This is a genomic window from Candidatus Goldiibacteriota bacterium HGW-Goldbacteria-1 (assembly GCA_002839855.1).
Taxonomy (GTDB): domain Bacteria; phylum Oederibacteriota; class PGYV01; order PGYV01; family PGYV01; genus PGYV01.
In genome coordinates this window covers 218,018-239,895 of record PGYV01000004.1, presented here as the reverse complement: position 1 = coordinate 239,895, position 21,878 = coordinate 218,018, and the positions used below count along the sequence as shown (strand labels likewise).

The following is a 21,878-nucleotide window of genomic DNA, read 5'->3' as shown; positions in this document are numbered from 1 at the left end:
TTCACCCCATATACCCTGCCGCTGTTTTTAAATATGAAGTATGCAGAAAAAAATACTTCGTTAAACCGGAAGAAAGAATGGTTTTTTAATGAAAGAAAATGAAAAAAATCTGAAAAAAAGCAGTAAATTTTCCGCGGTATCCGCAGGCGTGATCCTGCTTAGCCTTTCCTTAATTGTGGCGGCAATATCAATCCGGGAGTTTATGAAGATAGAGAAAGGCGAAAAAGACAGGCAGCACATTAACCTTGTTATAAATCAGGCTGACGATTTTTACCTTGAACTGCTGGAAACTGAAACCGGCATGCGCGGATATTTACTTACAGGAAACAGTAGTTTTCTTCAAAATTACGGTAAATCAGCCGTAATGACGCCCGGACGCATTGAAACTTTAATGAATAGTACACCTTCTTCGGAGGGTCGTAAATATCTGGAAGCCATGATATCAATGGTGAAAGCAAAGATGGAATTAGCGGCTAAAACTGTTCATCTTTACAAAGCCGGCGAAAAAACAGCGGCCCTGGAACTTTTAAACACCGGTGAAAGCATAAGGCTTATGGATTCCATACGGCTGCAGTTAAATGCCTTTAAAAAGATTGAACAGGATAGCCTGAATAAAAAGGAAGGCGCTTTCAGGCAAAGTATGCGCTATATGTTTATAATAATTATGGCAGCCGGCCTGATAATGATGGTGATAGCGGTTTCTTACGCGCTGATGGTTTACCGCGGTTCAAAAAACAGGCTGAAAGACGCTATGGCGGCTGAAACGTCCCGCCTTTTGGGTATGCAGGAAGATTTAAACGTGGAACTTTTGAATATAAATGCGCTGCTTCAGATAAGCGAAGAAAAATTTGCGGTCACCATTAATTCCATAGGCGACGCGGTTTTAGCCACGGACAGAGGCGGAAACATAACACTTTTAAATCCGCACGCTGAGAAACTGACCGGATGGAAGTTTTCAGAGGCTTTAGGGCATCCTGTGGAAGAAGTTTTCCATATTATAAATCAGGAAACGCGCAAACCAAGCTTTATACCCATAAAAGAAACCCTGGAACATGGAACGGTGCACGGGCTTGGAAGCCACACAATACTTATATCACGCGGCGGTGCTGAATTTGTTATAGCAGATTCCTGCGCGCCCATACGCGGCCGTGACGGCAGAGTGGCCGGAGCCGTGCTTGTGTTTAGGGATATTACAGAGCGTTCAAAAATTGAAATGGGGCTTGAAAAATCAAGAAAGCAGCTTGATATAATAAAAAGGTCAGAAGATGAAGCCCGTGAGTATTCGGAAAGCATAATTAATACAATCCGCGAACCGTTGATTTCGCTGGATCAGGACTTAAGGGTAGTATCTGTCAGCCGTTCATTTTACGAAGTTTTTAAAGTTAACCCCGAAGAGACAGTGGGGCAGCTTATATATGACCTTGGAAACAAACAGTGGGACATACCAAAACTGCGCGAACTTCTGGAAACAATCCTGCCGCAAAAAGCCACCTTTGACAATTATGTGGTTGAACACGACTTTACAACTATAGGCAGGCGTATAATGCTTTTAAACGCCAGGCAGATACAAAGGGTAATGGGCAAAGACCGTATAATACTGCTGGCAATTGAAGATATAACGGAGCGCAGGGAAATAGAAAACGGGCTGGAAAAAGCGCGCAAGGAACTGGAAACCACAAAAATATCAGAGGACGCCGCGCGTGAATACTCAGAGAGTGTTATTAATACAATCCGCGAGCCCCTTCTTGTGCTTGATCAGGACCTAAGGGTTGTTTCTGTAAGCCGTTCATTTTACGAATTTTTTAAGGTAAAACCCGAAGAGACCGTGGGGCAGCTTATATATGACCTTGGAAACAAACAGTGGAACATTCCAAAACTTAGAGAGCTTCTTGAAACAATCCTTCCAAAGCAGGCCACATTTGACAATTACGAGGTTGAACATAATTTTGCCACAATAGGCAGGCGCATAATGCTTTTAAACGCGCGTCAGATTATAAGGGTTCTGGGAAAAGAGAGGATAATACTTCTATCTGTTGAGGATATTACCGGGAGAAGGGATATAGAAAACGGGCTGGAAAGGGCGCGGGAGGAATTAAAAGACCTGGCCACGGAATTAGAGCGTGCGGCCACGGCGAAGTCGGAATTTCTGGCAAACATGTCACATGAATTAAGGACGCCGTTGAATTCCATAAATGGTTTTTCGGAAGTGCTCTATGACGAATCTTTTGGGCCTTTAAATGAAAAACAGAAAAAATATGTGAATAATGTCCTTACAAGCGGCAAGCACCTGCTGCTTTTAATAAATCAGATACTTGATATGGCGAAAGTGGAATCCGGAAAAATGAAACTGGAACTTGTTTTGCTTCCCACTGAAACTCTTTTAAATGAAATATCACTGCTGGTGGCCGACCTTGCCGGAAAAAAGAACCTGCACATACAGCTTGATATAGAGCCGGGGCTGCCTGACATAGAAGCTGATGAACTTAAGGTAAAAGAGATAATATACAACCTGCTTTCAAACGCGGTTAAATTCACGCCGGAAGGCGGTAAGATAGGAATGAAAGCTAAAAAATGCGGATTGAACGTGGAAGTTACGGTATGGGATACCGGAGTGGGTATTGCCGCGGAGAACATGGAAAAAATATTTGAAGGTTTTTTCAGGGTGGACACGCCGTTTTCAAGGGTGACGGAAGGTACCGGGCTGGGCCTGCCTTTGTCAAAAAAAATGGTGGAACTGCACGGCGGAAACCTCTCTGTAAAGTCAAAAGGGCTGGATAAAGGCACTGCTGTCACGTTTACACTTCCGATAGTATCAGAATGGAGCGTAAAAAAATGAAAAATAAAGTTGTTGTTGTTGACGACAATAAGAATAACCTGTTGCTTGAAAAAGACCTTCTGGAACTTGACGGTTTTGAAGTTTTTACCGCGCGGGACGCGACAGGCGGAATTGAAGCCGCCAGGTCAATTAATCCGGATGTAATAGTTATGGATGTAAGGCTGCCGGATATGCGGGGAACTGACGCGGCTATGATACTGCGGCAGGACAGGCTTACAGAGGGAATACCGATAGTATTTGTCACGGCTTCCGTAATGGAGGAGGGCCTTGAAGAGGTAAGGGGTGTTATAAATTCAGGATTTATAGGAAAACCTATAGACACGCGTACGTTTGCCAAAACCATAAGGGGCTTTATAAGATGAACAGTAAAAAAAATAAAAGGCGGGCTGTATCATGTGGATAAAAGTACTTATCGCTGATAAAGACAGCCAAAGCAGGGCGCTTGCCGCCGGAATTCTTCTTGAAATGGGCTGTGAAGTGGAACTGTCCGGGGATGAAAAAGAAACGGCTGAAAAAGCCGAAGAGTTCAAACCTGAAATAATTTTTATGGATGTTCAAACAGCAATAACCGGAGCCGCCGAAATAATTTCGCGCCTGCGGCAGAAAGATAAATGGAATCCGTTACAAATAGCGGCTTTGGCACAGCCCGGGCTTTCTAAAATAGAGGTTAAGAATTTAGAGGAAATATATGACGCTGTGCTGATAAAACCTGTCAGCGCTTCAGGATACAAAGAATTTATTGAAAATTTCAGGGCAAAAAATAACGGTTATGTGAATAAATTCAGGATACTGTGCGTGGATGACGAACCGCTTAATCTTGAACTGTTGGAAGCCATACTTATTCCTGCCGGCTACAATGTAATAAAAGCGGCAGACGGCAGCGCGGCGCTTGTACTTCTGAAAAATAAAGAAATAGATTTGGTGCTTCTTGACGTCATGATGCCGGGGTTAAACGGGTATGATGTATGCAAACTTATCAAGGCTTCGCCGGAAACATCAGGTGTGCCTGTGGTAATGATAACGGCTTTGTCCGGCAGGGAAGACAGGATTAAAAGTATTGAAGCCGGTTCTGAAGATTTTATTACAAAACCGTTTGAAAAAGCGGAAGTGCTGACCCGCATAAGGAAACTGCTTGAAATATCCGAAAAAAATTCAAAGATTGTTTCGCTCTTTGGGGTTTTATCAGGGCTGGCTGACAGGGGAAACAGGTCAGCCGAACTGCTTAAAAACAGCAGGTTTAATTTCTTCACGGAAGTTGACGAACTTATGACGGGGATTGCGTCTGCCAACGGACGCGGGCCGCGCGGCATGCTTATTGGCACTAATGAAATAGGGTGGCTGCATTATGATATGAATTCCGGGTTCAGCAAAAAGCCGGGAAAAAGTTTTCCCGGGAATAACCTTTCGTTTCTGCTTGAAGGCAATACAAGGATGTTTTATTCAGGCGAATATGAACACCCGCAGGATGAAGCGGTTAAGGTCTCCGGGGTTCTTTCAAAGGCGGGTATAAACGCCGGGAATTTTATCTGCCGGGCAGGCGCGGGCTTATGCGCGGCGGCGTACGGATATAAGAAAAACGTAAATGAACAGGATGCGGTGATACTTAAAGCCATTACCATGCAGATTATGTTTCTGCGTTCCGTGTCGCAGCAGATAAAAGAAACAGAACAGGCTTATGATTATCTTGTGTTAACCCTTGCGCGCGCCGCGGAAGCAAATGACGAAGATACCGGAATGCATATTGTAAGGGTGGGAGAGTACGCTGCTATGCTTTCTGCCAGGCTTGGGCTTGATAAAACTTTTACCGAAAAAATACGGATGCAGGCGCAGATGCATGATGTGGGCAAGATACACATAAAATCTGAAATATTAAGAAAACCAGGCCCTTTAACACCTGAAGAATTTGAAGTCATGAAACTGCACACGGTATTTGGGGCAAAAATAATAGGAAGCCAGGACTGGCTTTCAATGGGCCGCAGGATTGCGGCCAGCCATCATGAAAAATGGGACGGCAGGGGATACCCTGAAGGGCTTGCGGGAAAAGAGATACCGCTTGAAGCCCGCATAACCACAATAGCAGACCAGTATGACGCGCTTAGAAATGCAAGGGTTTATAAGCCTGCTTTTGACCACCAAAAAACGGTTGACATAATTGTAAAAGGCGACGGCAGGACCAATCCCGGCGATTTTGACCCTTCTGTATTAAGAGTATTTACCGAGTACGCCGCAGATTTTGAGGCGATATACGAAAAATTAAAGTGCTAAGGGGTAAAAAATGGAAGCAAAAATTCTTATTGTGGATGACGAACCAAAAAACGTTGAACTGCTTGAAGCGCTGCTGAAACCGGAAAATTATACGCTGGTAAAGGCGGAAAACGGGAAAGAGGCTTTGGAGTACCTTTCGCATAATTACGTTGAACTGATACTGCTTGATGTGATGATGCCCGGCATGTCGGGTTTTGACGTGCTGGAAGAAATAAGGAAAAGCGCGGCGGACAAGGCGGTGCCGGTTATAATTCTGACCGCCCTTAAGGAAAGGGAGGACAGGTTAAAAGGCCTTGGCGCGGGCGCGGATGATTTTATTTCAAAGCCATTTGACAAAGCCGAACTGGTATTTAAGGTAAGGACACAGGTAAACTTGTCGCTTTTAAGAAGGCAGATAAACGAAAAAGAAAAACTTTACAGCATGATGGATCTGGTGCTTGAAGGCACGGCGGTAACCGATGAAAATTTTAATGTACAGCAGATAAACAGCAAGGCGCTTGATATGCTGCAGTTAAAAGAGTTAAAAGGCAGCCTTGCCAAATTTATACTGGAAAAATTTGGGCACGACATAACAAAATTTCCGGAAAGCAGCGTGTTTGTTGCGGGACGGGGCGAAACCACATCTGCTCCGTCGTTTTTCTTTTCTATTGAATACCGAAGGGTGGAAGGGGGGGATGGGGAAGGCAGTTCCTGTGTGTTTGTATTTAAAGATGTCACAGATGAGCACACCAGAAACAGGATGAAGACGGATTTTCTATCCCTTATATCGCATAAACTGCGCACGCCTTTGACGGTAATAAGCGGCTATTCAAAAATGCTTGAATCATTCGCGTCTGACGAGAAGTTAAAGGACATGGCACACGCGATAGTAAGCAGCAGTCAGACGATGGAAAATCTTATAAAAAGGATACTTTATTTTGTGGAAATAGAAAACAGGGCAAGGGACGGTTCTGACGAGCTTCTTGATATAAGGGCGATAATGGATGTGTATTCCGCCGAATTCAAAAAACCCTATGAGTTAAACCTTAACCAGGACGAGATGAGCGTGAAGTACTGGCAGAAGATGGCGGCTGAAGAACTTATAAGCAACGCGTTTAAGTTTAATGATAAGCCCACGCTTGAATTGGATGTGAAGGTGACTGAAAAAAGCCTTATTGTAGAGGATAACGGCCCCGGCATGTCCGAAACAAACCGCAAAAAAGCATTTGACTCTTTTTACCAGGGGTACCGTAACTCCTCCGGCAATACTCCAGGAGTTGGGCTTGGCCTTTCCATAGTAAAAAGGCTGGCTGAAACTGCCGGACTGGAAACCCGCCTGGAAATTACAAAGTATGGCGGCCTGCGGGTAATTGTAGAGAAAAAAATTGTAATAAAGCCTGCCAAGGCTTAAGCGTAAAAAAATTTCCGGAGCTGCAGTTTATGAAAATAAAAATATTACTTGTTGACGACGAACCAAAAAATATTGAACTTATTGAAGCGCTGCTTGCTCCGGAAGATTACGTGGTTGAAAAAGCAAATAACGGCCCGCAAGCTGTAAGTTTTTTAAATTCGTTTCAACCTGACCTTGTCCTTTTGGATATTCTTATGCCCGGTATGTCCGGCTATCAGGTGCTGGAAGAGATAAGAAAAAATCCCGCAACCGGCGCCGTTCCGGTAATTCTGCTGTCCGCCTTTAATGACAAAGAACACGTAATAAGGGGAATACAGGCGGGGGCTGATGATTTTATCACCAAGCCATTTGATAAAACAGAACTTGTCAGCAGGGTCAAAACACAGGCGGGACTGTCAGTCTTAAGAAGGCAGATAAATGAAAAAGATAAGCTTATAAGCGTGATAGAACTGGTATCTGACGCAATTGTAATAACAGATGAAAATTACAATATTATGCATTCAAACGCGCTTGCTGACGGGCTGCTGAAGATTAATAAATTTAAGGGTAATTTTGCCTCTTTTCTGGCGGAAAAGTACGGCCGCGTTATTGATAAGAACGACGAAAAAGGGACTTTTATAATGGAAATACCGGCTGTTAATACCACAGCAATGTCTTACATTTCTATACGCTTCGCGAAATCCACGTCAAAAAGCGGGAAAACAGAGGCTTTTGTTTTTGTCATAAGGGACATATCGGAAGAATATGGAAGAAACAGGATGAAAAGGGATTTTATTTCGCTTATATCAGACCGGCTGCGCGCGCCGCTTGCGGTTATCAACGGCTACTCCAGGCTTATTGCCGCGCATCCTCCCGAAGAACAGCTTGCCCAGCTGGCCCTTGCGCTTGTCCGCAATGCGGAACTGACCGAAAAACTGGCAATGAGAATGACTGAATTTGCCGGGATGGATGATATCTATTACGCTGACAGGGAAGACGGGTATAAAGGAAACAGTATAAGCACCCTTGATTTAAAGCAGATGGCAGAAACTTTTGAAACAGTCTATAAAAAAAATTACGAATTAAAAGAAAACAGCGCGCTGACAGACTTAAAAAAGTGGCAGAAAACGGTCCTTAAAGAACTGATTGAAAATTCATTTAAATTTTCCGACAAAGAAAAGGTTGTGCTTAAAGTCACGGCTGACAAAGGTGAAATTTGCGTGGAAGACAACGGGCCGGGAATAGAAAAATCTGAAATTGAAAGCGTTTTTAAGCCGTTTTACAGTTTATCAAAAGAACAGCAGGAAGAGTATACGGGCACGGGTCTGGGGCTTGCTGTGGTAAAAAGGCTGGCTGAATCGGCAGGCAATATTGTTGAACTTATGACACCGCAGAATGGCGGGTTAAGGGTGGTTATACACGCGGCGGCAGCCCCGCCGGATACGGCTATTGATGTAATGAATTAAGTCAATAAATAGCGGAACAGGGGCATAACGCGGCAGATTTTCATCAGGTATGATTTAAGTATAAACCAATGGAGGTTTGCAGATGATAAGAAAGAAATTTTTGTTATGGATGAAAAAAGAACCTAAAAATTCACAGGAAAGCCGGGCAGGGCTTGTAAGCACGGCGCCTGATGACATTCCCGTGCAGAACAGTTTTAAGCATGGCAACGGCATTCACGGCAGAATTAAAGCGGCAAGTCAAAGTATGGTGAATATGCCCAATAAAACGCGGGATTACCGCTGATGTGCTTTTCGGCAGGGGCAAGCCTTACAGCAGGAGTGCTGCTGACTTTTATAGGGGTGGAAACGCTTAAAAAAGTGCATAAACCGGCGCAGTTAATTTTTGCGTCCATTCCTTTATTTTTTGCCATTCAGCAGTTTGCGGAAGGTATTTTATGGCTGACGATAGCGCGGGAAGGCTACCAGGGCGTGCGTACGGCGGCCACGTATATGTTTATAATAATGGCGCAGATATTGTGGCCGGTAATGATACCGCTTTCCGTACTGCTGCTTGAAAAAAACAGCATACGTAAAAAAATTCTTTATGTGATGGCATTCATGGGATGCGCCGTAGGAATATACGATGCGTATCTGCTTATCGCTCATGGAATATACGCAGAGGTAAGTTCCAGGCATCTTACTTATCAAAGCGGATTTCAGGACGATTTAGGCTGGACAGCGCTTATACTTTATCTGGCGGTGACTGTCCTTCCGCTCTTTATTTCGGGCGTTAAAAGGATGTACATACTTGGAATAATTATGGCTGTTTCGTTTGCCGTATCGGCTGTTTTTTATATGCAGTGCCTTACGTCAGTCTGGTGTTTTTTCGCGGCTGTAATAAGTTTTGTTGTGTTTTACATAATACGGGACGCGCACAGGCAGATGGATTTTAGTTCTGAAAAAAAGAAATAAAAGGGGGAAACAATGGATATGATAATTGTGGTGTGTGTAATAGTCACTACTGCGGCTATTACCACAGGGACGGTATTTTTTATAATTACCATGGTGCAGGTAAGAAAGACAGCCAAAGAACTTGAAGGCGTGGCTGAAATTATTAACATGGCGGCTCCGTTTGTTGAATTGATGTTTTTGGGAAAAGGGATAGTTGCTAAAATTGTAAAAAAAATAAGCGGCTTTTTGGGAAAAACCGCTAAAGGAGGAAAAAAATGAGCGAACATAACGCTGGAGACGCAGTATTAGCTTTGCTTTTGGGTACGGTAATCGGCGCGGGCCTTGGTGTTTTTTATGCGACGCAGCCCGGCAAGGAAACAAGAAGAAAAGTAAGGGTTTTCATTGAGGGGATAGGGGAAAAGACAGGGGAAATTATTGACGAAGGAAAGGATACATTTGAAGAACTTGTACACCCTTCAAAAACAGCGGTGAAAAAGTAAAACTTTTTTAATGCCTGTTTTGGGCGGGGAGTAAAATCCGCCCGAAACAGGTGACTGTTGTAAAAAATCTAAAATATACAAATTTAAAGTGATACTTTAAATTTGTATATTTTAGTATATAATTAAATACAGGCACAGCTGGAATTTTTAAATCCAATTAAGATGTGGAGGGGGAAATGAAAAAAGCGGAATTAAAGCAGAATCAGGCGGAAAAAGTTCTGGAAATTTTAAAAGAGCGTTTTGAAAAGAACTTGTACAGGCACAAAGGCATTAAATGGGCGGATGTACAGAAGAAGCTTCTGTTAAAACCGGCCATATTATGGACGCTTAATGAAATGGAAAGAACCGGCGGCGAGCCGGATGTAATAAATATTGATAAGAAAAAAACCGCGTATGTTTTCTGTGACTGCAGCGCCCAGACGCCCGCAGCACGCACAAACGTGTGTTATGACAGGGAAGCCCTAAATTCAAGAAAGCAGTTTAAGCCAAAAAATAACGCTGTTGATATGGCATCTGATATGGGAATTGAACTTTTAACAGAAGAGGAATATATGGCGCTACAGAAACTTGGGGAGTTTGACACAAAGACATCAAGCTGGATAAAGACCCCTGATGACGTAAGGAAATTAGGCGGCGCGCTGTTTGGCGACAACCGTTTTGGCAGGGTTTTTATTTACCACAACGGCGCGGAATCATACTATTCTGTAAGGGGTTTCAGGGGTATTGTAAAGATGTAAAGAAATGTTAACGCGGGCACTTGCGTTAAGCGGTTATTTTCTGATATATTATTAATGCGGTAAATAAAAACAAAGGAGAACGGGAATGCGAATAATATCAACCGGAAATATTTAAAACCGGCAAACGCGCCCGTAATCTTTCTGTACGCAGCGCCTGTCTGCCGGCAACAATCAAATGGCAGGAGGCCTCTATGTTCCAAAAGTTTCTAAACTTTAATAAAGTCACTTTTTCCTACGATTCTATGTCTGCTCCGCTTATCGCGGAATTGTCGCATTCCTTTCCGCCCGGATGGTACGCGATAGCAGGTGCTAACGGCACGGGTAAGACAACTTTTCTAAAACTGGCTTCAGCTATTATTATGCCCGATTCCGGAACTGTCACAATACCCGGCAGTGTCTATTACTGTGAGCAGAGAACGGACACGCCGCCTGAAATATCACGTAAGATGATTGATGATAATAACGGCAGCGCGGAAAATGCCATGCGAAAATTGGGGGTACAGCGCGGCTGGTTTGATAACTGGCAGGTACTTTCGCATGGCGAGCGTAAAAAGTTTCAGCTTGCGTGCGCGCTGTGGATGAATCCGGACGTGTTATGCGTGGACGAGCCGTTTAATCACCTTGACGCCGCGGCAAAGCAGGCGGTTGTTTCCGCGCTTAAGGGGTACGCGGGTATTGGGCTTCTTGTAAGCCATGACAGGGAAACGTCCGATGAACTTTGCCGTGGGTGCCTGATTATTGACGGCAATAGGATAACGGCGCATAATAGAGGCATATCAGACGCTCTGGTAACTCTGGATATTATTAATGCTTCAAAAAAGAAAGAGTTCATGGAAAAACAGCGCGGGCTTCGGCGTTTATCAGATGAGCTAACGAATAGAAAAAACAAAGCGATGCAGGCGGATTCGAAACGCTCCAAGAAACACCTTGACAGGCATGATTCTGACGGGCGTGCCAAAATAGACCTTGCAAGGCTGACCGGAAAAGACGCGGTAGCGGGTAGGCTTCAGAAACAAATGGAAAAAAGAGTACTGCGGGTTTCGGATGAGCTGGGAAGGATTGAATATATAAAGGAAAAAAGGCATGTAATATTCCTGCCAGGCTCTAAAAGCCGCAGAAACTATATTTTTAAAACGGAAAGGCACGTTATTGGCATGGGTAATAAAACACTTGTTATTCCACGGCTGATTCTTGATACACATGAAAAGGTGTCGGTTACAGGCGGTAATGGCGCGGGAAAAAGCACGTTTATTAATTTTATGATGCAGGGAATAAATACCGAAGAAGGGCACATTTGCTATATTCCGCAGGAAATAACAAAAGTACAGTCAGATAAAATCTGGAAGCAGATCCGCGCCATGAACGGGGCAGATCTTGGGCGCGTGCTTGTGATTATCAGCAATCTTGGTTCGGACCCAAAACAGCTTCTGCAGAGTGTTTCGCCAAGCCCCGGTGAGACAAGAAAGCTTATGCTTGCCATGGGGATAATGAAAACCCCACATATTATAGTGATGGATGAACCGACAAATCACATGGACATAATATCAATTCAGTGCCTTGAAACCGCGCTTAAGGAATGCCCATGCGCCGTAGTTCTGGTAAGCCATGACATAAAGTTTTTAAATGCGATTACCGATAAAAACTGGCACATTGAATGCGGAGGGAATGAGAGTTTAATGTTGACAGAAACACGGCGGACGGGTTTTAATGATGTTATGAAAGGGTAAAAAAGTCAGATAAGCGGAGGGGAAATGGCAAAATATGAAAAACAGCTGCGCGAGGAGTTTTTAAAATTCATTACAGACCACAGCCCCAGATACGGCAACTGGTATGTGGGGATTGCGAAAAAAGCGGAAGACGCGCTTTACAAAAAACACAAAGTTGATAAAAAGAATGACCTTTGGCTTTGGGATGTTGCCACAGATAACAGGGAAGCAAAAATGCTTGAAGAGCACATGCTTATGATGGGTGTGGATGGGGACGCCATAAATTCTGACCCGAAGGCAGTTCAGGTTTATATATACAAGAAGACAGCAAATACGGTGCAGTAGAATATGGCAACTGACAAAAGCTTCGCGGATTTTATTGTGGACCAGATGCAGGGGGCAGGCGGGGTTACCGCAAAAAAGATGTTTGGGGAATACGGCCTTTATAAAGACGGGGTAATTGTCGCGCTTATCTGCGATGATAAACTTTTCGTTAAACCTACCAAAGCAGGGGAAGAATTCATACTTAAAGATGATAAAGTCACGCTCGGTGCTCCTTATCCCGGCGCAAAGATGTACTTTCACATTAAGGACAGGTTTGAAGAAAGGGAATGGATAAGCACGCTTATTAAGCTGTCAAAAAATGAACTTGGTGAAGTTAAGCCTAAACGTAAAAAGAAAAAATAATCAGCGGAATTTATGTTTAATGTATATGCTGAATGGGAATTTTTGGGTAAGTTTATGTGGTAATTAAAAGTATTATTATGGTATATTTATCCGTGCGGCTGCGCAATACGGGGATGTAATCGGGGATAAACCGGATAATTTGCCTGTGTTTTGCCTGTTATGTTTAATAAAATACCTGCAAAGCGGCTGCATAAAAATTAAGGGGAGAAGAAAACATGAAAAAAGGCGTACTATTTATTTGGGTAATTATGGTATTTACAGTTTTTATTTTTGGATGTAAAAAGAACAATCCTACAGCGCCGGCGGCTGAACCCACGCAGATTCCTGCGGCAGAAGACACACTTACGGCAACTGCCACAATAACAATAACGCCCGGCGATTCCGCCACAATTACCCAAACCGCGTCGCCGGTTTTATCGCCGTCGTCAACATGCACCGCTACCCGTACAGCCACCCGCAGGGCAACCCGCACAAGGACTCCGGCTGCCACTGCCACTTTCACACGCACAGCCACCCGGACAATTACAAGGACGATAACCAATACCGTAACGCTGACACATACCTCAAGCAATACACCAAATGCGACACAAACACACGTTGCCGCTGTTGCAACCCAGACCGCTGTTGCGGTGCCTGTGTACAGCTCGCAGTTTGGGGCTTCTGGCACAGGAAATGGGCAGTTTAACCTGCCCGCGGGAATTACAGTTATAGGTTCAAATGTTTATGTTTGCGACAGGAATAATAAAAGGATTCAGCAGTTTACAACTGCCGGCGGATATGTAAGGCAGTGGGGAGATTCAACCACTTTTGTTAATCCGCAGGGAATAGACGGTTATGCCGGAACCGGGGAAGACGTTGTGTTTATAACGGATTCTACAAAAATAAAAAAGTTTGGAATCGGCGGAACAACTCCTACATATTACGGAGCAAGCGCTGAAAGTTTTGGCGGCGGATCAAACGGCGCCTGGGGCGGCACAATGGCAACCGTGACATCGGATAGTTTTTATTTTGTGCCTGATACCGACAATAATTTGATTAAAAAGATGGATTTGTCCAATGTAAAGCAGAGCCAGTTTGGAACCGCGGGATCGGGCACAGGACAGTTTAATAATCCGTGCGCTATTGCGCCGGACAATAAAACAACCACGCAATATTTTTACGTGGCAGATACATTTAATAACAGGGTGCACAAATTTACAGCCGGCGGGACGCATGTTTTAACCTGGGGAAGCGCGGGTTCAACGAACGGTAAATTTAATACTCCTTATGGAATTGCGGTGGATTCAAGGGGTTTTGTGTATGTATCTGATATGACTAACAGGATACAAAAGTTTGATTCTTCAGGTAATTATCTTTCAAAGTGGGGAAGCGCCGGTACGGGAAACGGGCAGTTTGATATCCCGGGAGCCATCTACATAACCGGCAATGTTTTTTATATAGTGGATGCTTATAATAACAGGGTGCAGAAGTTCACGTATTAAAAATATAAAATTAAATCTGTTATAAACAGGGGGATGCAGCTGCATCCCCCTGTTTAATTTATTTAACAGTTGTTAATTATATTTAACAAAGATGAACTGTGTAAAACTTCCGGGGGTTTAATAATTATTAAATGTAATATAAGAGGTATGGCGGGTATTGAATGAAAGTTGCTTTTATGTTACAATTGTTACAAATATGTAACACAGGAGAGTTATGAAAATAAATTCCGGAGTTTTAAAGGTATTAAGCTCAGAGGATAAGATAAAAATCCTTAAATTCATGCTGGGACAAAAAAAGTTTCCGGACATGAGTGAAAGGGAATTAAGCCGTGTAATTGGGGTTTCAAATGTAAAACTAAACAGGGCGCTTGCTGAATTTAAGGAAATTAACCTTACCACAGTAAAAGGCGTTGGCAATTCAAATGTATGGGCGGTAAATGAAAATAGTTACGCATATTCCGTTCTAAAACCCATAATAGACTCGGCTGCACAAAAAAATGTACCGTTTGGCGATATGGCATCAAGGCTGAAAAAGGCTTTTAAAAATGCAGATGTAAAAGAGATAAAGATATTCGGTTCTGTTGCGGTAAAAAAAGAAACAGATACAAGCGATATTGATGTGTTTGTGCTGGTTAAAGATAATAATAAAAAGAAAGAAGCTATGGATATAATAGACAGGCTTTCTGCGGATTTTCTTGAACTGTATGGAAATGTCCTTAATGGGTATATACTTACCGAAAAAGAGTATAAAGACAGAAAAAATCTGGCACTAATCGGCAACATAGAAAAAAAGGGGATTAAAATAGTATAAATCAAATACAAGTAGGATGATATTAAAGGGAGGGGATAATGGCGGAAAATAAGACACAGCCCACAAAGAAAGACGCAATGAAATACATAAACTCCATAAAGGATATTCAGCTTAAAGAGGACTGCCTAAAGCTGGCGTCTATAATGGAAAAGGCGGCAGGAGAGAAACCTGTTATGTGGGGGCCGTCTATTGTGGGTTTTGGGAAAGTACATTACATTTATAAATCAGGACGGCAGGGCGACTGGATGAAAACCGCCTTTGCGGCAAGAAAAGGCAAAATTTCAGTGTATATTTTTCCCAATATTGATGATTATCCTGTGGAACTTGGAAAGCTTGGGAAACATTCAAGGGGAAGGGCGTGCCTTTATATCCGCAGGCTGTCAGATATAGACATCACGACTCTTGCGTTTATGATAACGGATTCGGTTAAAAAGTTTAAAAGCGGGGTTTATAAAGCGCCGGGAGTAAAATAAAAAGTTTTGTGTATTGTAAGCTGTTATGTATGCGAAATTTTACGGCTGCCGAAAGAAATGCCGTCAATGAAAAGGGGTTATATGTATGGTGACAATAAAATCTGAAATGTGCTCCGGCTGCGGGCAGTGCGTTGAAATCTGCCACGAAAGCTGTATGAAATTGTCGGGTAAAAAAATAACTATAGATTATGATGCGTGCAGCGAATGCGGGCAGTGTGTTGCGATTTGTTCTTCGCGGGCGCTTTGGTGGGATGAAAAGGCGCCGGAAAAAATAACCGCTGACTGCAGCGTGGACGCGGCGCAGATGAAAAAGTTCTTAATGTCCCGCCGCACAGACAGAAATTTTCTGCCTGAAAAACCGCCTGTGGATATTTTGCATGATATTATTAATATAGGCGCTTACGCGCCGTCGCACACGCATACTTTCAGGGCCATTATAGCGTATGATGACGCGGTTATAGACGCTGTTGACAACGGGCTTTTTAAGATAACAAAAGGCATATATAATAACTATTTTAAAAATCCGGTAATCCGTTTTCTGCTTACATCGCTTCTGCCGGGCGCGCTTAAAAAAGAGTATTTTAAAGGCGAACCGAAACTTGCACATTCAATAAAAATTGGCAGGTCGTACGAATCAAGGCCGCCTGCGATAGTTTACCTTGTATCAGGCGGCAGCGCCCCGCTTACAATTGAAAGCGCGCAGTATATACTTTACAATATGGACCTTTACGCAAGAACCCTTGGGCTTGGGTGCAGAAACCTTACAGGCAATAATATGTTTATAAACAAAAGCGCGGCTGTAAGAAAGGCGCTGGGCATTAAAAAAGGCGAAAAGATTTATGCTGCCGCGGCTTTTGGGTACAGGGCAAAAAAGTTTAAGAATATGGTAACAGGCAGGTCGTTGCCGGGAAATGTGATTTAATGGAAGAGAATAGTAATATGTCAATTTAAGAAGCGGGATATGAAATTATAACCGGCTTCAATTTCCTGTTATAACCTGAAAACGTCACGCGTAGATTACTTAGACAGTAAAATATTAAATGAAAAAAATCGGCAGTTTTTTTACGGCGAATATGATATTTCCTGCGTATAGCAGGGTATTATAAGGAAGGACCTTTCTCCGGGGCAAGGTGTTATTGCCTGATTCGTAATTTAGTGGCGGCGGGTTGAATATATGTGTTATTATCCGGTAAGTGACAATAACAGGCATGGTAAAAAAACAGTTTCTGATGCTGAAATTTTTTTGTAAGTCAGAAGAGGAGAATCAGTGAAACGGCTTTTAATTGTGATGGTTTTATTTATGATTTTTCCTTATGCTTTGTTTTCTTCCTGGGTGGATGTTGACGGCACGGGGACGGCGGAGGTGCTTATACATCCTCCGTTTGTAATGACATCAACTTTTTCCATGAAATATGACAGCTTAAACTATCCGCATGTGCTTTGGAGCGATTCCGGTAATCTTTATTATTTAAAATATAACGGAACCGCGTGGGTGGATGCCGACGGTGTCGGGCAGTCAAATATGATGATAGGCGCGGGTGAAAGCGCTGAATTAAGGCTGGACAGCGCGGACAGGGCGCATGTGCTTTGGATAAATTATGAGGCGGCGACATTAAATAATGACGTTTTTTATATGCGCTGGAACGGCAGTGCGTGGGTAGACGCGGACGGCACGGGCACGGGTGAAATAAACATCACTAACAGCACGGATACTGAATCAAATGCCGTTTTTGCGCTTGATTCTTTGGGGCAGGCGCATGTTGTCTTTGTTAAAGAAAACGGCTCATACAGTGATATTTTTTACCTTAAATGGGACGGCGCCGCATGGGTGGACGCGGACGGCACGGGCACGGGAGAAAGCAATGTAAGCAATTCATCCAATATTTCCACTGATCCTGATATTGAAATTGACGCGATGGACAACCCGCATATAGTATACAGCGAGGCAAACGGCATTATTGCCCCAAATGAAATTTATTATATTAAATGGGACTCTTCTGCATGGGTTGATATAAGCGGCAGCGGGCTTGCCGGTATCAATATTTCAAATGACACATATAATTCTGTAACGCCGGATCTTGATATTGACGCTTTTGGGTATTCTCATGTGGCGTGGCTGTCTGACATAAATTTGCCCGGCGCTTATAACAGGGATGTTTATTATCTTAAATATAACGGCAGCGCGTGGGTGGATGTGGACGGCACGGGTATTGGAGATATTGTCGTTTCCGGCGGTTTTATGAATACTGCAGATTATTTATGCCTTGATACTGACGCGTTTGGTACACCGTGTATGGCGTGGACAAGCAGCCTTTATAATGTCGCGGATTCTCCTGTTGGCGTGCGTTACGCGCAGTGGAGCGGTTCAGCATGGACAGACCCGGACGGCTTTGCCGCGGGAATGTTTGTCAGCAGCGGGGTAGGGACATCATTAGATCTGGATAATACAGGCAGGCCCGGTGTTATGTTCAGGACCGGCGGCGCATGGGTGTCTGGTTCCAGCGTGTCGTTTCTTCAATGGAGAACCGATTTAACGCCTACTCCCACGGCAACCTTAACCGCGACATCCACGTATTCAATAACGCAGACGCAGACAGCAACGCCGACACAGACATTAACAAATACACAGACTGCGACACAGAGCGTAACACAGACTATGACCGGCACTTTGACCGCGTCTGTTACCCTGACGGTTACATGGACACACACCGCAGAGCCGACGTTTACCCCAACATGGACAATTACATTAACGCCGTCTTTTACGCGGACATCCACCTGCACTCCCACTGTAACCGCCACAATAGTATGGCCGGGCGGCGAAATTCAGGTTTACCCGAATCCGTTTAATATTGATTCCGGTGTTCCCCTTAAATTTAAAAATGTGCCTGCTAATTCAATGGTGGCAGTATATACAATAAGCGCGGAATTTGTCTGGTCGGCAAGGCCGCAGGAACCCGTGATTTACTGGTATGGGCTGAATCAATGGGGAGATAAAGTCTCCCCCGGAATCTATTATTATCTGATATATGAACGTGGGCAGAATTCAAAACTGTTGCGCAGGGGGAAAATATTTGTAAGGGGTAATTAGGTTTAAAATTGTATTAAATAAAAACTTGGTTTGTAACCACATGATTTTTATTTGCAGGGGATAATGCTGTATATATAGGGAAGTTAAACAAACAGGAATTAAGCGGTTTCATCTGAATTTACCCAAATCAGTCTTGTAATACATTATGTAATTATGTATACTTAGTTAAATAAAGTAAGACGGAGGATAAAAATGTATACTATAACAGCCACTGAAAAAGGGCAGATTGTAATACCCGTGGAAATACGCAAAAAGATGAAGATTAAAAAGGGGACAAAAATACACGTGGATTTACAGGGCGGCACTATTACACTAAGGCCTGAAACAACTGAATACCTGCAGTCGCTTGTGGGTATTTTTGGCAAGGGCGGAAATGTGACGGATTTTTTGCTTGAAGAACGCGCGGCGGAAAAACGTGAGTCAGAGAAAAGGTTTAAGAAATGGGAAAAGTGATAATTGATACGTATTCCATTGCCGCGCTGCTTAATGCCGAAAAGAACTATGAAGAGATATTCACGCATATTGACAAGTTCCGTCAAAACAGGACAAGGATGCTGATGTCAGTAATTAATTTTGGAGAATTATACTATTTCATGCTGCGAAAAAAAGGAATGCAAGCGGCAGAGTCGCTTGAAAGTATGCTTGCCGGCATTCCAATTGAAATTGTAGAGGCGGGAAAAGAAGAAGTTGTTATGGCGGCAAGGTATAAGGCTTATAAAAAAATGTCATACGCGGATTGTTTCGCGGCGGCGCTGGCCAAGATACACAAAGCTCCGGTTTTGACGGGGGATAAGGGATTTAAGGAAGTGGAAGGGGAGATAAAGGTTATCTGGGTGTAAAGTTCCGATAAAATCCTGCAATTTAATGTTTTACAACACATTATCATAAACGTAGAAGGTGTGGTGCGGGTTATTTTTGTATTATACTGAAAATATTTAAAAAATTGACGTATTATTATCTGAAGCGTATAATGCAAAACATAATTGGGAGAGGGATAAATATTTTTAAATGCAAAAGCGGAGGGTTATAACTGTTATGGAAAATTCACTTGCATTTTTTGAAAATTACAAAATAAGGCGTCAGTATGATGAAAAAAGTGAAATATGGTATTTTTCTGTTGTTGATATCGTAAGAGCGTTGATACAGCAGCCTGATTTTCAAACGGCAAGAAAATATTGGAATAAGCTGAAACAACGTCTTAAAAGTGAAGGCAGTCAAACGGTGACAAATTGTCACCGTTTGAAAATGGCCGCGGAAGACGGGAAAATGAGGATTACGGATGCTGCGAATCCTGAAACTATCCTCCGGTTGATACAGTCTGTTCCAAGCCCAAAAGCCGAGCCCATCAAACTTTGGCTGGCGAAGGTGGGCTATGAACGCATGCAGGAGATGGCTGACCCTGAAAGGTCTTTAAACAGGGCTAGAGAAAACTGGCAGAAACACGGAAGGAGCGAAAAATGGATACAACAGAGGATGACAGGGCAGGAAACAAGGAATAAGCTGACCGACTACTGGAGTAAAAATGAGATTAAAAAAGATGAGGAATATGCCATCCTGACAAATATAATTCATAAAGAATGGTCTGATTTGGAAGTTAAAGAACATAAAAGGTTAAAAGGGTTGAAGCAGCAGAACCTGCGTGACCATATGACTGAAGCCGAACTTATTTTTACCGCGCTTGCCGAATTATCAACACGGCAGATAGCCGAGACAATGAAGGCGAAAGGAATGGCACAGAACGGCACTGCGGGTAAAAAGGGTGGAAAAATAGCGAAAAGGGCAAGAAAAGAACTTGAAAGCAAGACCGGTAAAAGAGTTGTAACAGGTGAGAATTTCCTGCCGCCCGTGAAAAATAGAGGAGAGTTGAAGTAATAAAATAAAGGTTATCCGGGTGTGAAGTTTCGTTAAAATCCTGCGATTCAATTTTAACCGCAATGCCATTTTTTATATTCCAAATTCTGTTTGTCAGGCGTATAATAATTTTAATTTATTAAAAACAGTACGGGAATGTGATGATTTTTACCGGAGGGTAAATGAAAAAATCAATAACGGGAATTGTGCTTGTTTTTACATTATTGGTTATTGCTTCCTGCACAAAGCATAAATGCCCCACGTCAATTGAAACGGAAGTGGAGGAAAGGATGTTTTATCAGGAGGGGTATGATTATTTGAAAAACGTAAGTTTTTATGAACGCTATTATTATGATGATGCGGGCAAGCTTGTATCATGCACCGCACAGGACACCATACAAGGTTTTGATAAAGCATATAAATACTATTATGACGTTTTGGGAAAAATTATCAGAATTGATTACTTTAAAGACGGTCTATTATCTGTGAAGTCCGATTTTAATTATTGGCCCGGAGGCAGGATTAGAACCACTGTTCAAAGGGATAACAGCGGTAATGTTTTTGCAACCAATTATTACGAGACTGATTCGGCAGGGCTGGTATATAGAAGAGAACAGCATGAGGTTGTCCCGGTATTTCCGCTTCAGGTATTGTATACCTATAACATGGCCGGAAAACTGACAAAACAGGATTTTTATTTGTTGACCGGAATGTATCTGGGGAAAGGTATTACTACGTATAATTCAGATTATATGATGATAGCAAGAGATCAATATGATAACCTCGATAACCACATCATGCATATTGAAGTTACGATAGGGGCAAATAAAAAGAGGGAAATATTAAGACGGTACGAGCCTGTTTCGTTTCTGCGGGTAGAGTCTAAATGCTATTACGAACCAGGCCACGCTGAATTGACGGAAACAGAGATAGAATTTATTAATCAGACATATATAAGCACGGGAGTATACTGATAGGGTAATATCACGGAATCGGGATGCTGATAATACAAGGGAGGCGGTATGGAAAATCAGAATGATGGTAAAGCAATTAAGAAACAAATGCCAACAAGCGTTATAACTGTTCTTGTAAGCTGCGGGGTTTTTGTGCTTATGCTGCTTGCGGTGACAGCGGTAAGCGGGGTTTATCTGACGGCTGTGTTACAGATTTTAATTTGGGGATCGCTGCTGTTCTTTTTTGCCAAAGGAGGAAGAATAAGCAGGATAATACTTACGGCATATCTTGTATTATCAATTCTGGGCATATTGGCTGCGGTAATTGTGCCTGCTGTAACAAATCATCAATTCACAATTAATTTGCTGATAGTTCTGTTGGTTGTGGTTGCGCCGTTAATAACCGCGCTGATTGCCATATTAAAAAAATCAGCCGCAGAATATGCCGGGTTTTACTGCCCTTCATGCGGCTCCGGAAAAGTTAAATCTAAAAACTTTAATTATTCCAGGATGGTGTGTAAAGACTGCGGGGGAGAGTGGGAGTAGAATAAGAAAACATTCAGGTTCTTTTGGATATATAATTTCGGGGTATAAATTGAAGAGAAGAAGAAAAGAAAACGGTGCCGGACCTTGAAAGTAGAAAGTAATGGCGCTTACGCAATACAGGTGATAGAGGAAAAATCAGTTTTTATGGAGAAAAGAGTTAATTAAAGATGAGATAAAGG

General features: G+C 42.9%; 23 protein-coding genes. All 23 read left to right on the top strand.

Annotated elements, in window-relative coordinates; translation table 11 throughout:
• The first annotated feature begins 88 nt into the window (after nt 1-88).
• A complete protein-coding gene (locus tag CVV21_04895) occupies nt 89-2,836 on the top strand; it encodes a hypothetical protein (protein PKL92089.1) in 2,748 nt (915 codons plus the stop codon).
• Complete coding sequence (locus CVV21_04890; GenBank protein ID PKL92088.1) at nt 2,833-3,198, top strand: response regulator; 366 nt, start codon at nt 2,833-2,835, stop codon at nt 3,196-3,198. Before CVV21_04895 ends, CVV21_04890 begins: the two co-directional genes overlap by 4 nt.
• 31 nt (nt 3,199-3,229) lie before the next feature.
• Complete coding sequence (locus tag CVV21_04885) at nt 3,230-5,101, top strand: two-component system response regulator (GenBank protein PKL92087.1); 1,872 nt, start codon at nt 3,230-3,232, stop codon at nt 5,099-5,101.
• 10 nt (nt 5,102-5,111) lie between these two features.
• Nucleotides 5,112-6,491 carry a hypothetical protein gene (locus CVV21_04880; protein PKL92086.1) on the top strand — a complete coding sequence of 460 codons (1,380 nt, stop codon included), beginning with the start codon at nt 5,112-5,114 and terminating at the stop codon, nt 6,489-6,491.
• Between the two features lie 29 nt (nt 6,492-6,520).
• Nucleotides 6,521-7,936 (top strand): hypothetical protein, encoded by a 1,416-nt coding sequence (locus tag CVV21_04875; protein ID PKL92085.1) that lies wholly within the window; start codon nt 6,521-6,523, stop codon nt 7,934-7,936.
• An 82-nt stretch (nt 7,937-8,018) separates the two neighbouring features.
• The gene (locus CVV21_04870; GenBank protein ID PKL92084.1) at nt 8,019-8,219 is read left to right on the top strand and encodes a hypothetical protein; all 201 of its coding nucleotides are present in this window, start codon (nt 8,019-8,021) and stop codon (nt 8,217-8,219) included.
• The gene (locus CVV21_04865; protein PKL92083.1) at nt 8,219-8,887 is read left to right on the top strand and encodes a hypothetical protein; all 669 of its coding nucleotides are present in this window, start codon (nt 8,219-8,221) and stop codon (nt 8,885-8,887) included. The genes CVV21_04870 and CVV21_04865 overlap by 1 nt, the downstream gene beginning before the upstream one ends.
• Before the next feature lie 12 nt (nt 8,888-8,899).
• On the top strand, nt 8,900-9,145 hold the full coding sequence (locus CVV21_04860; protein ID PKL92082.1) for a hypothetical protein: 246 nt from the start codon (nt 8,900-8,902) through the stop codon (nt 9,143-9,145).
• Complete coding sequence (locus CVV21_04855; GenBank protein PKL92081.1) at nt 9,142-9,366, top strand: hypothetical protein; 225 nt, start codon at nt 9,142-9,144, stop codon at nt 9,364-9,366. The genes CVV21_04860 and CVV21_04855 overlap by 4 nt, the downstream gene beginning before the upstream one ends.
• 176 nt (nt 9,367-9,542) lie before the next feature.
• Nucleotides 9,543-10,103, top strand: coding sequence for a DUF4256 domain-containing protein (locus CVV21_04850; GenBank protein ID PKL92080.1), 561 nt, complete (start codon nt 9,543-9,545; stop codon nt 10,101-10,103).
• 191 nt (nt 10,104-10,294) lie between these two features.
• The gene (locus CVV21_04845) at nt 10,295-11,830 is read left to right on the top strand and encodes an ABC transporter ATP-binding protein (GenBank protein PKL92079.1); all 1,536 of its coding nucleotides are present in this window, start codon (nt 10,295-10,297) and stop codon (nt 11,828-11,830) included.
• Nucleotides 11,831-11,854: 24 nt separating this feature from the next.
• A complete protein-coding gene (locus CVV21_04840) occupies nt 11,855-12,154 on the top strand; it encodes a hypothetical protein (protein ID PKL92078.1) in 300 nt (99 codons plus the stop codon).
• Between the two features lie 3 nt (nt 12,155-12,157).
• Nucleotides 12,158-12,496 carry a competence protein TfoX gene (locus CVV21_04835; GenBank protein PKL92077.1) on the top strand — a complete coding sequence of 113 codons (339 nt, stop codon included), beginning with the start codon at nt 12,158-12,160 and terminating at the stop codon, nt 12,494-12,496.
• Between the two features lie 215 nt (nt 12,497-12,711).
• Nucleotides 12,712-13,977, top strand: a complete 1,266-nt coding sequence (locus CVV21_04830; GenBank protein PKL92076.1) for a hypothetical protein — start codon at nt 12,712-12,714, stop codon at nt 13,975-13,977.
• A 214-nt stretch (nt 13,978-14,191) separates the two neighbouring features.
• The gene (locus CVV21_04825; GenBank protein ID PKL92075.1) at nt 14,192-14,788 is read left to right on the top strand and encodes a hypothetical protein; all 597 of its coding nucleotides are present in this window, start codon (nt 14,192-14,194) and stop codon (nt 14,786-14,788) included.
• Between the two features lie 38 nt (nt 14,789-14,826).
• Nucleotides 14,827-15,261, top strand: coding sequence for a hypothetical protein (locus CVV21_04820; protein PKL92074.1), 435 nt, complete (start codon nt 14,827-14,829; stop codon nt 15,259-15,261).
• An 85-nt stretch (nt 15,262-15,346) separates the two neighbouring features.
• Entirely contained in the window at nt 15,347-16,183 is an 837-nt protein-coding gene (locus tag CVV21_04815) for a hypothetical protein (GenBank protein PKL92073.1), read from the top strand.
• Between the two features lie 345 nt (nt 16,184-16,528).
• Nucleotides 16,529-18,349 carry a hypothetical protein gene (locus tag CVV21_04810; GenBank protein PKL92072.1) on the top strand — a complete coding sequence of 607 codons (1,821 nt, stop codon included), beginning with the start codon at nt 16,529-16,531 and terminating at the stop codon, nt 18,347-18,349.
• A gap of 192 nt (nt 18,350-18,541) precedes the next feature.
• Nucleotides 18,542-18,802 carry an AbrB family transcriptional regulator gene (locus tag CVV21_04805; GenBank protein ID PKL92071.1) on the top strand — a complete coding sequence of 87 codons (261 nt, stop codon included), beginning with the start codon at nt 18,542-18,544 and terminating at the stop codon, nt 18,800-18,802.
• Nucleotides 18,790-19,188, top strand: coding sequence for a VapC toxin family PIN domain ribonuclease (locus tag CVV21_04800; GenBank protein ID PKL92070.1), 399 nt, complete (start codon nt 18,790-18,792; stop codon nt 19,186-19,188). Before CVV21_04805 ends, CVV21_04800 begins: the two co-directional genes overlap by 13 nt.
• A gap of 196 nt (nt 19,189-19,384) precedes the next feature.
• Nucleotides 19,385-20,221, top strand: a complete 837-nt coding sequence (locus CVV21_04795) for a hypothetical protein (GenBank protein PKL92069.1) — start codon at nt 19,385-19,387, stop codon at nt 20,219-20,221.
• Between the two features lie 161 nt (nt 20,222-20,382).
• Complete coding sequence (locus tag CVV21_04790; GenBank protein PKL92068.1) at nt 20,383-21,174, top strand: hypothetical protein; 792 nt, start codon at nt 20,383-20,385, stop codon at nt 21,172-21,174.
• Between the two features lie 48 nt (nt 21,175-21,222).
• Nucleotides 21,223-21,699 carry a hypothetical protein gene (locus tag CVV21_04785; protein ID PKL92067.1) on the top strand — a complete coding sequence of 159 codons (477 nt, stop codon included), beginning with the start codon at nt 21,223-21,225 and terminating at the stop codon, nt 21,697-21,699.
• Nucleotides 21,700-21,878 lie beyond the last annotated feature (179 nt).

Bases quoted from the DNA above. Each gene is read 5' to 3' on its own strand.
- CVV21_04840 (PKL92078.1), top strand. From the start codon at position 11,855: ATGGCAAAATATGAAAAACAGCTGCGCGAGGAGTTTTTAAAATTCATT.
- CVV21_04865 (PKL92083.1), top strand. From the start codon at position 8,219: ATGTGCTTTTCGGCAGGGGCAAGCCTTACAGCAGGAGTGCTGCTGACT.
- CVV21_04875 (PKL92085.1), top strand. From the start codon at position 6,521: ATGAAAATAAAAATATTACTTGTTGACGACGAACCAAAAAATATTGAA.
- CVV21_04835 (PKL92077.1), top strand. From the start codon at position 12,158: ATGGCAACTGACAAAAGCTTCGCGGATTTTATTGTGGACCAGATGCAG.
- CVV21_04895 (PKL92089.1), top strand. From the start codon at position 89: ATGAAAGAAAATGAAAAAAATCTGAAAAAAAGCAGTAAATTTTCCGCG.
- CVV21_04890 (PKL92088.1), top strand. From the start codon at position 2,833: ATGAAAAATAAAGTTGTTGTTGTTGACGACAATAAGAATAACCTGTTG.
- CVV21_04800 (PKL92070.1), top strand. From the start codon at position 18,790: ATGGGAAAAGTGATAATTGATACGTATTCCATTGCCGCGCTGCTTAAT.
- CVV21_04805 (PKL92071.1), top strand. From the start codon at position 18,542: ATGTATACTATAACAGCCACTGAAAAAGGGCAGATTGTAATACCCGTG.
- CVV21_04830 (PKL92076.1), top strand. From the start codon at position 12,712: ATGAAAAAAGGCGTACTATTTATTTGGGTAATTATGGTATTTACAGTT.
- CVV21_04825 (PKL92075.1), top strand. From the start codon at position 14,192: ATGAAAATAAATTCCGGAGTTTTAAAGGTATTAAGCTCAGAGGATAAG.
- CVV21_04820 (PKL92074.1), top strand. From the start codon at position 14,827: ATGGCGGAAAATAAGACACAGCCCACAAAGAAAGACGCAATGAAATAC.
- CVV21_04860 (PKL92082.1), top strand. From the start codon at position 8,900: ATGGATATGATAATTGTGGTGTGTGTAATAGTCACTACTGCGGCTATT.
- CVV21_04885 (PKL92087.1), top strand. From the start codon at position 3,230: ATGTGGATAAAAGTACTTATCGCTGATAAAGACAGCCAAAGCAGGGCG.
- CVV21_04785 (PKL92067.1), top strand. From the start codon at position 21,223: ATGGAAAATCAGAATGATGGTAAAGCAATTAAGAAACAAATGCCAACA.
- CVV21_04815 (PKL92073.1), top strand. From the start codon at position 15,347: ATGGTGACAATAAAATCTGAAATGTGCTCCGGCTGCGGGCAGTGCGTT.
- CVV21_04880 (PKL92086.1), top strand. From the start codon at position 5,112: ATGGAAGCAAAAATTCTTATTGTGGATGACGAACCAAAAAACGTTGAA.
- CVV21_04795 (PKL92069.1), top strand. From the start codon at position 19,385: ATGGAAAATTCACTTGCATTTTTTGAAAATTACAAAATAAGGCGTCAG.
- CVV21_04790 (PKL92068.1), top strand. From the start codon at position 20,383: ATGAAAAAATCAATAACGGGAATTGTGCTTGTTTTTACATTATTGGTT.
- CVV21_04855 (PKL92081.1), top strand. From the start codon at position 9,142: ATGAGCGAACATAACGCTGGAGACGCAGTATTAGCTTTGCTTTTGGGT.
- CVV21_04845 (PKL92079.1), top strand. From the start codon at position 10,295: ATGTTCCAAAAGTTTCTAAACTTTAATAAAGTCACTTTTTCCTACGAT.
- CVV21_04850 (PKL92080.1), top strand. From the start codon at position 9,543: ATGAAAAAAGCGGAATTAAAGCAGAATCAGGCGGAAAAAGTTCTGGAA.
- CVV21_04870 (PKL92084.1), top strand. From the start codon at position 8,019: ATGATAAGAAAGAAATTTTTGTTATGGATGAAAAAAGAACCTAAAAAT.